At 36.6% G+C, this 11,338-nt stretch carries 16 protein-coding genes; 13 read left to right on the top strand and 3 right to left on the bottom strand.

The annotated features are described in order from the left end of the window. Nucleotides 1-160: 160 nt before the first annotated feature. Complete coding sequence (locus MHI40_RS20800; protein WP_340765135.1) at nt 161-418, bottom strand: hypothetical protein; 258 nt, start codon at nt 416-418, stop codon at nt 161-163. Between the two features lie 501 nt (nt 419-919). On the opposite strand from MHI40_RS20800, the gene MHI40_RS20795 reads away from it, so the two are divergent. The 11 genes from MHI40_RS20795 (at nt 920) to MHI40_RS20745 (ending at nt 7,886) form a co-directional block, all read left to right on the top strand. Next, entirely contained in the window at nt 920-2,761 is a 1,842-nt protein-coding gene (locus tag MHI40_RS20795) for a S8 family peptidase (RefSeq protein WP_340765133.1), read from the top strand. A 147-nt stretch (nt 2,762-2,908) separates the two neighbouring features. Next, nucleotides 2,909-3,118, top strand: a complete 210-nt coding sequence (locus MHI40_RS20790) for a hypothetical protein (RefSeq protein WP_340765131.1) — start codon at nt 2,909-2,911, stop codon at nt 3,116-3,118. A gap of 30 nt (nt 3,119-3,148) precedes the next feature. Continuing rightward, nucleotides 3,149-3,430, top strand: a complete 282-nt coding sequence (locus MHI40_RS20785; RefSeq protein ID WP_340765129.1) for a hypothetical protein — start codon at nt 3,149-3,151, stop codon at nt 3,428-3,430. Between the two features lie 35 nt (nt 3,431-3,465). After that, a complete protein-coding gene (locus MHI40_RS20780; RefSeq protein WP_340765127.1) occupies nt 3,466-3,957 on the top strand; it encodes a hypothetical protein in 492 nt (163 codons plus the stop codon). A 59-nt stretch (nt 3,958-4,016) separates the two neighbouring features. Further along, on the top strand, nt 4,017-4,304 hold the full coding sequence (locus MHI40_RS20775) for a hypothetical protein (RefSeq protein ID WP_340765126.1): 288 nt from the start codon (nt 4,017-4,019) through the stop codon (nt 4,302-4,304). A 73-nt stretch (nt 4,305-4,377) separates the two neighbouring features. After that, entirely contained in the window at nt 4,378-5,019 is a 642-nt protein-coding gene (locus MHI40_RS20770) for a hypothetical protein (protein WP_340765124.1), read from the top strand. A gap of 96 nt (nt 5,020-5,115) precedes the next feature. Then, complete coding sequence (locus MHI40_RS20765) at nt 5,116-5,706, top strand: hypothetical protein (protein WP_340765122.1); 591 nt, start codon at nt 5,116-5,118, stop codon at nt 5,704-5,706. A 24-nt stretch (nt 5,707-5,730) separates the two neighbouring features. Further along, nucleotides 5,731-6,195 (top strand): DUF6440 family protein, encoded by a 465-nt coding sequence (locus MHI40_RS20760; RefSeq protein ID WP_340765121.1) that lies wholly within the window; start codon nt 5,731-5,733, stop codon nt 6,193-6,195. Nucleotides 6,196-6,231: 36 nt separating this feature from the next. Beyond that, nucleotides 6,232-6,885, top strand: a complete 654-nt coding sequence (locus MHI40_RS20755) for a hypothetical protein (RefSeq protein ID WP_340765119.1) — start codon at nt 6,232-6,234, stop codon at nt 6,883-6,885. A gap of 98 nt (nt 6,886-6,983) precedes the next feature. Further along, complete coding sequence (locus MHI40_RS20750) at nt 6,984-7,193, top strand: hypothetical protein (protein ID WP_340765117.1); 210 nt, start codon at nt 6,984-6,986, stop codon at nt 7,191-7,193. Nucleotides 7,194-7,211: 18 nt separating this feature from the next. Next, the gene (locus MHI40_RS20745; protein ID WP_340765115.1) at nt 7,212-7,886 is read left to right on the top strand and encodes a hypothetical protein; all 675 of its coding nucleotides are present in this window, start codon (nt 7,212-7,214) and stop codon (nt 7,884-7,886) included. A gap of 60 nt (nt 7,887-7,946) precedes the next feature. On the opposite strand, the gene MHI40_RS20740 is transcribed toward MHI40_RS20745, so the two are convergent. Further along, entirely contained in the window at nt 7,947-8,465 is a 519-nt protein-coding gene (locus MHI40_RS20740) for a hypothetical protein (RefSeq protein ID WP_340765113.1), read from the bottom strand. Nucleotides 8,466-8,604: 139 nt separating this feature from the next. Here MHI40_RS20740 and MHI40_RS20735 point away from each other — a divergent pair, with 139 nt between their 5' ends. Then, nucleotides 8,605-9,606 carry an LCP family protein gene (locus tag MHI40_RS20735; RefSeq protein WP_340765111.1) on the top strand — a complete coding sequence of 334 codons (1,002 nt, stop codon included), beginning with the start codon at nt 8,605-8,607 and terminating at the stop codon, nt 9,604-9,606. A 67-nt stretch (nt 9,607-9,673) separates the two neighbouring features. Here MHI40_RS20735 and MHI40_RS20730 read toward each other — a convergent pair whose 3' ends face one another. Continuing rightward, on the bottom strand, nt 9,674-10,123 hold the full coding sequence (locus tag MHI40_RS20730; protein WP_340765109.1) for an RDD family protein: 450 nt from the start codon (nt 10,121-10,123) through the stop codon (nt 9,674-9,676). A 317-nt stretch (nt 10,124-10,440) separates the two neighbouring features. Here MHI40_RS20730 and MHI40_RS20725 point away from each other — a divergent pair, with 317 nt between their 5' ends. Further along, nucleotides 10,441-11,289, top strand: a complete 849-nt coding sequence (locus tag MHI40_RS20725; RefSeq protein WP_340765107.1) for a TIGR02452 family protein — start codon at nt 10,441-10,443, stop codon at nt 11,287-11,289. Nucleotides 11,290-11,338 lie beyond the last annotated feature (49 nt).

Raw genomic sequence — 11,338 nt, 5'->3', positions numbered from 1 at the left:
CTCCTTCGGGGGTGCTCCTTTTTTGTTTTATTTAGAAAGTTGTCGTATGGAAAGAAACTACAAAATCGTGCGACATAGTAAGGTCTTCATGCGGTTGTGCCACATTAAGACTCATAACACAGTTAAGTGGAACGACGCCATCAATTGTGTAAAGAGACTTTCAAGCAGATACAAGGATGCTTCTCAAGCTATCGTACTCCTCAATGCATTGCTTCCACTCTCGGAACGCTGTTTTTCGATTGACTGGTAACGTGTCCGTTTCTGGAAGAATAGGGGAATCAATACACACGGGCAGATTCAAAGAAGGAGCCACAGGATTTAAAGGAGGTAAAGGAGATTCCTCTTCTACCTCCATATCAATAACAGCTAAGAACAACTCTATAAAAAGTATAACGACCTCTTTTATCTTGTTAAACATAAATGTATGACCTCCTGATAGTTTCATTTATTAACTATGTTATGAACATATAATGAAATGCCTAAAATCGCAACAACTTTCGTACGACTATATATAGGGGAAAACTTGAAATTTTGATAGCGTTCGACCAGTCATAGCAATGGTTCTTAAAGATACTTGTTAAAAGTACTTGTATCATGTCGAATCTTAAAGCTGAAATACAAGCAAGACTAGATGTAGCTTTGAACTAAACAAAGATATAAGCGACTCCTGGGGGGGGTGGTTTTGCCTATTCAGGAAATCAAGAAAATAAAATATAATTTACAATAATAATGGCTAAGCATGACAATAGTAGGACTAGTTTGTATGTTTTTTGTTTTTTCAATAGAGCCTTTAGTTATAAAGGGCGTAGGACGGAGTCGCACGTTATCGTATAATAGTTTACAAGGAAATCGCATACAATGAACGGAACACACAAAAAAGGAGCAGTATATCTGCAAAGTAACTAAGGAGGAAATTGAGATGGTAGGTAGAAAATTGGGTTTTAAAAAGACAGATTTGTTATGGAAAAAGCGTATGGGAGCCTTAGTGTTGTCTGGCGTGCTGCTAGGCAGTTTAGTAGCTCAACCTGGAGAAATATCTGCATCTTCGATAGAAACAAAAGAATTGAGTAAAGAAATTAAACTTACGGGAAATTTAGGGGATGGAAAAGTCACTAATAATGCTAATCTGACATTGAAAACAGATTTAACAGGAAAAACATTTGAAGCACTAGTAATGTACAAGAATCTCAAAGGGAAGCAACTAGCTCTTAAATTAGGAACAAAAGTTCAAGATAATTCATTGGAAGACCTAGGAATTCTCGTTATTCAAGTAGATGAAAAGAAATTTGTAGAGTTAAGTAAAAGTAATGATATTTTATATGTTGAAAAAAGTATCACCGCAAATGTTGCAACTGCGACTCCGGATCTTTCCACTATAGGGGAAGTCATTGATTTAGACAATGGAGAGCAAGCATCTTGGGGACATCAGTATGCTGGGATTGTGAATGCCCATAAGAAAGGCTATACAGGAAAAGGAGTCAATATTGCTATATTAGATTCCGGTATTGCCCCACATGAGGAATTAACTGTTTCTGGTGGAGTGTCTTTCGTAGATTACACAAACTCCTATTCAGATGACCATGGTCATGGTACGCATGTAGCAGGTATTGTAGGTGCTAAAAATAATGGTAAAGGCATTGTAGGTGTTGCACCTGATGCATCTATCTATGCAGTAAAAGTAATGAGTGCCGATGGCAAAGGTGATGTCCTTAACTTTATCAAAGGGATCAACTGGGCTATTGAAAACGATATGGATATTGTCAATATGAGTATTGGCACAACGTATAATTCACCAATTCTTCAAATGGTAGTGAAAAAAGCAATGGATGCAGGAGTAACGGTTGTTGCGGCTGCAGGTAACAATGGTTCAAATCAGAGAGAAAATCTACTGTATCCAGGTAATTATCCTGAATCGATCACTGTTTCTTCTGTGGGACAAACGGGAAAAATTTCTGAGTTTTCATCGAATGGGGCAAATGTAGATTTTGCTGCACCTGGTGAGCGAATTGTCAGCACAGCAAAGAATGGGACGTATGAAGGTAGAAGTGGAACATCAATGGCGACGCCTTACGTAACTGGAATGGTTGCGATTTTGAAAGAATCGGAGAAATATACGAAGCCTGCTCAATTTGAATTAAGATTGAGAATGGGCATTGTAGATTTGGGGGCTAAAGGAAAAGATAATCTTTATGGATATGGGTTAGCGAATCTAACTTCGTTTTATCCATTAGTTCCATCAAAAGAAGTAATTCCGCCAGTAGTTATAACGCCACCTGTAGGAAATGAAATCAATCCTAAAGATTTAGACAATGCTAAGAAAATGGTAGACTACACAGTAAAATATAAGTCAACATACTATTTAGGACGTGCACAATCAGCACTGTTAAATATGCCAGCATCTGGTCAAAAAGATGAACTATTAACAATGATGCATCAAGCAAATTTCATGTTAGACACACCGTTATCTAATGGAAATGGTGGAACACCAGTGGCTCCAGCTCCAACACAGCCAGAACCAACAAATCCAACACCAACAGAACCAATCATAACTGACCCAAAACCTACACCAACAGAACCAGAGGTCAAGGAACCTATTATCTCTCCTGTAGTTATAAATATAGTGGAGAAGTGGTTGGGTTACGCAGAGAAATATAAATCAACATATTATTTTAACAAAGCACAGAGTTCTATCCAAGAACTACCGGATTCAAAAGTAAAACGTGCATTTCAAGCACGTTTGGATGCTGTCGTTATTAAGTAAAAGAGGAAGGCTACCTTAAAAGGTGGTCTTTTTTTATTCGCTATTTTTGACCACTCTAATTGGGGTGGTTTTTTCTGTTTGTATTGACAACGACAATTAAAATATGTATACTATAGTATAAATAGAAGTCGGGAAGGAGCATCCTTAATGGCTGTTACAAGTAGCGAAAAACTAGGGTTGAGATTTACTTACTCCACAACAAATATTGAAGAGGCAGTTCAAACTTTAGAGGTGGGATTTGGCTTCGAAGGTGACGAATGGGAGCAGATGAAAACTAAGAAAAGTATGGAATCCTTGATGGATTTTTTGAATGCTGAAGGAATGGAATACGACAAATTTTTCCTAAGAAACAACTAAAAAATGTTAAAAGATTAAGGAGTGGAATAGATGAATTCTGTAGAAATGCCAGAGCACTTAAAAGGCAAGAAAATTAATCAAGCGATCCTAGCAAGATATAAGGATATTGTCTGGTTTGTCGTTGCTCATAAACAAGAGATTATCTTATCAAACTTAACTAACACTTTTATGAAGGAAATCATGACAGAAGCCTTTTTTATAGAACTGTTTTATCAAGGGAGAATTCAGTTAGCTTTTGATGTCGTGGCAAATTTAGACGCATCTTTTATATCTGTTGCAGAAGAGAGTCAGAAAACAACGAACGAGTCTTGAATTGTTTAATCAATGGACAAAGGAGAGTGATTTTATTGAATTTGAGGCAAAAAAGAAAACAAGCGAAAAAGGAACTTGGTTTAATGGAGGTTCAACCAGGAAATTTCTGGTGGTACGAGAAAAGAGAAAAGCTGCAATCTGTTATTAACACGAAACGCAAATTAAAGAGATATTACAATCCTGACAGCAAACTGGATTCTAATAATTTCACATACATGGAATTTACGTGTGGCATGACTATACTATCCATTGCAAAAAACAAGAATGGTAAACGTTTATCCAAAAGTCAAAAATCAACCTTTTTGAAAATAGCCGCATCTGCTCTTGTAAAGCATGTCCCGGTTATTTACGAACGCTACCGAGACAGGGATAACTTGCCAGATGATTTTCATGTGATTTATAACCTGAGCGTGTCCACTGATTCGACAAAACAGAAGAAAATGTATGATTTACTCGATATTTATCAATGGAAAAACAGTACGGAACTCTTTATTAAAGAGGATGGGAAATATGTAAAACTCTTATGAGAGTAAGAGAGGTTTGCTATTAAGATGATAAAAAAATAGTTTGAAATGGGGAATCGAAGATGAGCAAAGTCGGAGTTTTAGGTGGACAAATAAACTATCCAGTATTAACACACAAATTACCAGGGGAAGAATATGCAAAGGCAAAAGCTCATATGTGGATACACATGCTTAATGACGGAAACAAGCCTAAAAAATGGCTTAAGCCAAATGGAAAAGGAACGAAAGTTAATTTTGAACGAATTCATACGAAGGAAGAGTATCTAAATGGCTTGGATGAATTAAGTCTTTATTTAACACAAATCAATCGCGAGTTTGGGCTCGATTATAAAGTAAAAGTTCCAGAGTGATGAGTGCCTAGAAGAAATCGATGAAGAAAAAATGGACTTCACATGCTGTAAATATCTAAATGGGGGGAATTAGATGAAATGGTTCTGGATGTTTAATACACCCTTGGGATTTTTATTTAGTTTAATGGTTGCAGTGTTCCTGTTACTTGTTGTTTTGATTTCTATAATGAATGCGGTAACTGAGAATGCGTCTCCTACTGGTCGTTTGATATCATTAGCTTCTGCATTACTTAGTGGTTTAGTAATATTTACACTCATTTATAATGGATTATTTACAATAACAAAAACCACAGACAAAGAAAACATGGTAATAAGTAAAGCGGAAGAAATTTTGGATGCCACAACAGGCTATATAAAAAAAGGGCAAGGCCCTTTGCACTACAGTGTCATTATTGATAATGTAGAATATATTTTTCATTTAAGCCAAATTGGTACGAATGTAGATAGCATTTACCGAAATGATGATTTAACCTATGAATTAGTCTATCAAGGAACGAAAGAAAATATAGATGAGTGGCTAGATACAATTGAGAAATTAGCAACAGCTAAAGTTCGAGAAATAACAAAAAATCAATCAGCATTAATACAAGATATAAAAGGATCTGGAAAATACCTTGTTGAATCGGAAGATAAATTATATACAGTTAAAGTTAATTCTAAAGAACATGAAGTAGAATACGTCTTACACAACGATACGTATATTTACAAAAAATAATCTAGTTATCTATCATAAATCGAAACGCATTTCTGTTCAGAACTAAACAAATTGGAAAGTGACAAAAATAAAAAATAAAAGAGGGGGAGAATAGAAATGTTTTCATTGTTCAAGTCGAACAAAATATCCGAACCTAATTATGAATTAATTGCAAAGACCGCTTTTACAACTCAGAACATGTTTGTAGACTGCATCCAAGATATTGCAGAGTGGAGTCCTAAACAATCTAAAATTTTGAACTGGATAAAACAAATAGAGGAGGACCCTACTCATTCAGAATGGTTTTATCTACACCAAATTAGAAGTAATAAAGAAGTGTTCCACCTCAATACAAAAACGATGGACTATGTTAAAACTCTTTTGAATACCAATTATTTGATTGGTAAATGCAAGAGTATCATCTATTCTGATTCTAAACCAGCATCCGAATATTTAGTTGCCAAATTAGTAGATGTGGTTTATCTATTGCAAGAAGTGGATAGCAGTTTGAGAAAAGGCGTTCCGTTACATCATCAATCAATTGTCGAAGCGGTCACTGTCATTTACCAACTGCTAGAGGAAAAAATGAATGAGTATTTTCAGTTGAATACCGAGTCCTTAACACGAGAGGTTCAAATTGCCAAACAATTAAGAGTGGAATACCAAGAAAGAAAGGCCGACTTTATACTGCAAGCGAAATATAACTAAATTACGACAGGGTGAAAATATTAGATGAAAAAAAGAGGAAAAATAATCGTCGGTCTTTTAGCAGTAATTATTTTAAGTGGTTGTAGCTCAGATCCTTCAGAGTCTCTCTTTTCTGCGGTAATCAAATCTGATGACAATGTGATTAGTTCGAATTCTCGATTTGAAGTCGCAAAGATTGATATGTTAACGCATATACTGACGGACAAAGAAACTAAAGTACAGTACTTGCAGTTATACAGAAATGGTGGATTTGATGGAGGTGTTGATGTTACCCCATTATTAAACGGTGATGGAACACCTTATCTAGATGATGATTCAGATAATAAGAATCGATTTACCAAGGAAGAAATAGATTCTTTAACATATATTCTCTTGGATAGTAAAACAGGTATAGAATATCTCATTAATTACAGAAACGGAGGATATGATGGAGGTCTATCCGTAACCCCTTTGTTAAATCAAGACGGTAAGCCATATCAAAAAGCTTAAAAATTATAGAAGAACTTTTAATGAACAGCGGAGGGTATGATGAATAAGGTAATCGAACGAATTTCAAGAGACGGTATCTTACTTCAAAAGCATTATAGCGATAGTTATCAATATGGCTATCATGCAGACAAGCAGATGATAACTTATCCAGCACTTGATAATCTACAAAATCCTCAAAATGTCTTTACATTAGCTCACGAACTGGGACACCACTACCAAGGGCAACAGGGTAATTCATTTTTCCGTATCTTTAGCAATTTAGGAAGGATGAAACACTTACTAGGCGTAATATGCTTTGTTTTTGTTCTTTGGGAGGAAGTACAAGCCTGGTTAATCGGTTGGAAGATATGTAAAGAAGAACATATTAACACACAAGGATTTTGGGAAATTGCAATTAAATCGGTACTGACATATCTGAAATTCTTTTTTATCCAACTATTAGGTGTAGGAAAAGCTATAGTAAGTCTGTATATTGCAATAGTCTTTAGCATTAAGTTTTTATTAGTGAGTGAGGAATTAAATTTAACGCAACCGCAATGGCTATTAGATGCTAGAGGTTCCCTTGTATCTAGTTCTAAATCATATGGCGAGGTGGTTTCAGAAACGTTCTTCATTGTACTAACAACATGGGTATTTACCATGCTGATGTTTCTAGGCATGAGAATCCTGATTCATATTTCAAGACGTTAAAAAACAGGTTCAATGCTGTTGAAGTCAGAAAAATCTATATATTTCCATATTTACAAAACGATATTGCTACTACTACGATGAAGAAGGGATGTTAATTAATGATTGGAAAGAAAGTAAGATTTCACAGTGGGACTCATTATTCAAAATGCGAAGGCGTTGTTCAAGAAGAAGGAGCGACAAAAGGGGTCTACAAAGTCAATGTAACCGCAATAGAGGCAGATGGTAAAATGATTTCATCTTCATTTATGGATGTATTTGGACTTAATCAAGTGATTGCACTGGAGGAAGAATTAGAGTTGATCGAATAAAGGAAAGGGGTAGTTTTAGTGGAAGAAATTTGGGTAGTATTGCAAGTCACAATTGCGGGTGCAGTTATTTGTAGTTTGCTATCGCTTATTCTTAATAGTCCAAGTGATGTCTTAATAGAAGACAGAAAAAAGAAGGAATTACATCTTTTGTTAAATAAAATATTTGTATCCACGGAACAGAACTTTATACGAGGTTATCAAATATTGCATAAAAGGATGGAAACCGGTGAAGTTTCTGTCACTGCAGAAATACAAACGATTATTAAGTCATTTTCCGATATACCTTTTAAGGAGATTGAGCCACAAGTAAGAATGTCTTGGATGGATACCGCTCCAGAGTTTCCTTTTATAAAATTAAAGGAATGGGACCATCGAGTTGAAGAATTGAAGAGATCACATAAAACGGAGAAAGAAGAAATTAGAAAGATAAGCAAATCCGTGGACCAAATGGTCGAAGCAGAAACTTTTCAGTATTATTATGGTGTGAATCCTACCCTGAGTGAGCCATTTATGAATGATGTTCTATTAGAAATAGAGGAGCATAAGAAAAACATATCTACTCAACTGGATATACTTGCAGCCACCGTGCAAAATCATCGAATAATCGAGGAAATAAAGTCAATTCAAGTAAGATTGATGAAATCTCCAGAAGAGCATCTTGCTATGACGAAAAAGGAGCAAATGCCTGCATAGCTGAGTCTATGGAGGCTATTTTTTTTTCAAAAAAATGAGACGGACATAGGAGCCCGCCTTTTACAACCCCATTTTTACCCGATACATCTTCTCTTGCTCTTCCAAGTGCCGTCGTTTGATCTTTCGATTCCCGTCAATAAACACGACATCTGGGTACGAATCCTTCAAAAAGGAGGTAATGGTCTTACTTCCCTTGAAACGTCTAACTGTTTTGTCTATTTTTTGCTTGCCTAAGAATTCTTTGGCACTTTGTTCAGAAGTGAACAAGAAACAAGTTGACTGTGTTGTTTCTCCAGCTCGACGATTCCAGATCCACATGCCTTTCCCTTCACTCAGATAATATACATGGTCGAGCTGCACCAACTTAATATAGAATTTGGCCGTCGCTAGTTCATGCTCATGTTTCGGAATTATGCGTTCGACATAGCCAAAAATGCCATTCGTTAATTGCACGCGAACTCCTTTTTGAGCAGAACCCCCTTTAAACTCCGCAATAAAACCGCTAGTCATGTCTTCTTTTTTATCAATTCTGATTTCCACCAACATGCCAATCTTCAGGTGTTTTTTATCTATACTCATACATTTTGCTCCTTTCCATTAAAGCTTCTATCTATCGTATGCAAATTTACAAAATTCACGGGTATTCGACGTGCTACCACTGCACTTTCGTTTTGCTTGCTGTTAGGACTGCATAGGATAAGTGAAAGGTGGAGTAAACGTGAAAAAGAATAAGAATGCAAAAAAAATATGGAAGATAATTGGCCTTTTACTAGTATTTATTGGTTTAGTTAGTTTTTTAACGCTGTGGTATCAAGTAAATCGATATGAAGAAGTTGAAATAGAGAAAACTAATGAAGCCCTAGGGATTAAAGAGATAAATGTACCGGTGCAAATCCCAGATGTTATTGATGTTGAAGGGGAAGAACCGTTACCAATATTACAAGTGGCGATATTTGGTCTCGATAATAGAGCTAACGAAACGCCTAGATCAGATGCTATTTTGGTTGCTCAATTCGATCAAGCTGCAGATGACGTAAAAATAATTTCGCTTATGCGGGATATGGACGTTCGGATTGATGGCCACGGAACGGACAAATTGAATCATGCCTATGCATATGGCGGACCGCAATTAGCAATAAAGACCATAAACCAAAACTTTGGCACCGCCATTAAAAACTATGTGGCGGTAGACTTTAAAGAAATGGCGAATGCTGTAGATGCGATAGGTGGCGTAACTGTAAATATCACGTCTGAAGAGAAAACGGAAATTAATAAGAATACAAACAATAAAATTGGACAACTTCTAAACGAAGGAGATGTATTACTAAATGGGGAGCAGGCGGTAACTTATGCAAGAATCCGTTCTATCGATAGCGACTTCAAACGTACAGAAAGACAGAGAAACCTAATGGAATCTCTTCTGACATCAATTAAAGGAGCAGATAAATTGGAATTCGTTCAATATTGGATGAAGATTGCACCAAATGTGGAACTCTCGATGTCGAAAGAGGAATTGCTAGACTACGGGATGGCCTATGTAACAGGTAATTATGGATTCAGTGAGAAACGTATACCGGAAGATGGTCATTGGAGCAGTGGGAGAAAAGAGAATGGGGCATGGATAATGAAAGTAGATGAATCCTATGTGCGTGATTCTATCAAGCATTTCTTTGGGCCTGCAAAAAAGCCGGGATTATTAGGTCCACAGGATATGAGATAAGGGGGAGCAATCCCTCTTTTTTTTGTACATAAAAAAGACCCGAGCACACAACGGGTCTGTTTTTGTGTTATTTTCTCTTCGCAACCACGTAAGAATTCGCAATTAAGTCATGAAGAGCTCTCTTTTGAGAGTGGAAAGCAACCATCAGGTAGCCAATGTTGAGTATGATGCCAGAGAGGATCGAACCGATATAGCGGACGAAAGACTTTCTGTAAGTTAATCCTTCACCTGCTTCGTCAACTACTTCGATACTCATCGCCATCTTCCCTAGTGTTCCTTTATGCTTAGAGCCAGTCATGAGCACGTAGTACGCACCAGTTATCAGGTAGCCAATCAGTAAATAAAGACCTAAGTAGGAATGCATATCCGTGTTGGTCGTGCCATAATTCATAGTGCCTTGACCTTGCATAAGGAATTTAGGCATTAGTGCAAATTGTAATAGCATGAGTGGAACCATAAGTACGAGGCCGTCGATAAAGTTAGCAACGAATCGAATCCAAAAACCTGCATAGTTCATTTGTTGTTCGTTCTCCTTTCAGTGTTTCTCTATAGTATTCAACTTGAAATGGTTTGATTCGAAAACTTCCTTGTTAATTTGTCGAACATTTCAGATATCTGAATAGAGACCAGAAATAGCGGAAATTTATCTATTTTTTTAAAAACTTTTTTTTCGACTGGTTGTTGTGTTTGTGAGGAGTTCGAACACATTTTGCAAGTTCTGATTCATTCGCATCAGTACGTTAATAAATGTATTTAAATGTGCCTTCAGTTGAATATAATAGACAGATTTAATGTTCAGGACATATACAAATGAACAGAAAGGCGGAAAAACAAATGAATGGTATTAAAGCGATGAAAATAGCGATGCAGACCTTGTTGGTCTTAAAGAAAGGTTCTTATAAAAATGAGAAGATGCAAGTCGTGGAGATTGCAAAAGAATTACAGGAAAGTGTGCGATCCACGGTACTTTACACTCCAGAAATATTAGATAACATGCTAGAACAAATCACACCAGGAGAGGCAAGAGAAACGATTTTGGAGATAACAAAAGAGACAACTTTGGAAGCATCTACTAGATTAGTTAACGAAGGGTATGCGAATATTGCTTGTTTAAACTTTGCAAATGCTCGTGTTCCTGGAGGCGGATTTTTAGCAGGAGGTTTAGCTCAAGAAGAGAGCCTCGCAAGAGCTTCTGGATTATTTCCCAGCATTGTAAAAAAGAAAGTGTTCTATGATGAAAACAAAAAAGGGAGAACAGCATTGTACACAGATCATGTGATCTACTCCCCAAACGTGCCGGTTTTCAGAAGGGATGACGGATCATTTCTGGATAAGCCTTATTTGTTGTCGATTATAACATCACCAGCTGTCCATTCCGGGGTTATTCATCTATTAGAGAAATACCGGATTAATCAGATTGAGCCGGTGATGAAGAAGCGAATAATGAAAATATTGGGCTTGGCTAAGGAAGAGAAGCAAGATGCGATAATCTTAGGGGCATTTGGGTGTGGAGTTTTCAAGAATGACGTAGAGATGGTTGCTCGTTTGTTCAGAGAATGTTTAGAAGATGAACGATTCAAAAATCAATTCGAAAAAGTAGTTTTTGCTATTTATGAGGGCAATTCAAATCAACAATACACGACTTTTCAAAATGAATTCTTTCCAATAGAAACAGTAAACTAACTAGACAAACAATGGCGACTTCTCTGAGGTCGCTTTTTCCTGTATACTA

It is taken from the genome of Psychrobacillus sp. FSL H8-0510, from assembly GCF_038008345.1.
GTDB classification, from domain to species: domain Bacteria; phylum Bacillota; class Bacilli; order Bacillales_A; family Planococcaceae; genus Psychrobacillus; species Psychrobacillus psychrotolerans.
Note: the sequence above shows the minus strand (reverse complement) of the source record. Positions and strands in the feature narration are given on the sequence as shown.

Bases quoted from the DNA above. Each gene is read 5' to 3' on its own strand.
- MHI40_RS20755 (WP_340765119.1), top strand. From the start codon at position 6,232: ATGATGAATAAGGTAATCGAACGAATTTCAAGAGACGGTATCTTACTT.
- MHI40_RS20770 (WP_340765124.1), top strand. From the start codon at position 4,378: ATGAAATGGTTCTGGATGTTTAATACACCCTTGGGATTTTTATTTAGT.
- MHI40_RS20790 (WP_340765131.1), top strand. From the start codon at position 2,909: ATGGCTGTTACAAGTAGCGAAAAACTAGGGTTGAGATTTACTTACTCC.
- MHI40_RS20730 (WP_340765109.1), bottom strand. From the start codon at position 10,123: ATGAACTATGCAGGTTTTTGGATTCGATTCGTTGCTAACTTTATCGAC.
- MHI40_RS20750 (WP_340765117.1), top strand. From the start codon at position 6,984: ATGATTGGAAAGAAAGTAAGATTTCACAGTGGGACTCATTATTCAAAA.
- MHI40_RS20785 (WP_340765129.1), top strand. From the start codon at position 3,149: ATGAATTCTGTAGAAATGCCAGAGCACTTAAAAGGCAAGAAAATTAAT.
- MHI40_RS20765 (WP_340765122.1), top strand. From the start codon at position 5,116: ATGTTTTCATTGTTCAAGTCGAACAAAATATCCGAACCTAATTATGAA.
- MHI40_RS20740 (WP_340765113.1), bottom strand. From the start codon at position 8,465: ATGAGTATAGATAAAAAACACCTGAAGATTGGCATGTTGGTGGAAATC.
- MHI40_RS20760 (WP_340765121.1), top strand. From the start codon at position 5,731: ATGAAAAAAAGAGGAAAAATAATCGTCGGTCTTTTAGCAGTAATTATT.
- MHI40_RS20775 (WP_340765126.1), top strand. From the start codon at position 4,017: ATGAGCAAAGTCGGAGTTTTAGGTGGACAAATAAACTATCCAGTATTA.
- MHI40_RS20800 (WP_340765135.1), bottom strand. From the start codon at position 418: ATGTTTAACAAGATAAAAGAGGTCGTTATACTTTTTATAGAGTTGTTC.
- MHI40_RS20725 (WP_340765107.1), top strand. From the start codon at position 10,441: ATGAATGGTATTAAAGCGATGAAAATAGCGATGCAGACCTTGTTGGTC.
- MHI40_RS20795 (WP_340765133.1), top strand. From the start codon at position 920: ATGGTAGGTAGAAAATTGGGTTTTAAAAAGACAGATTTGTTATGGAAA.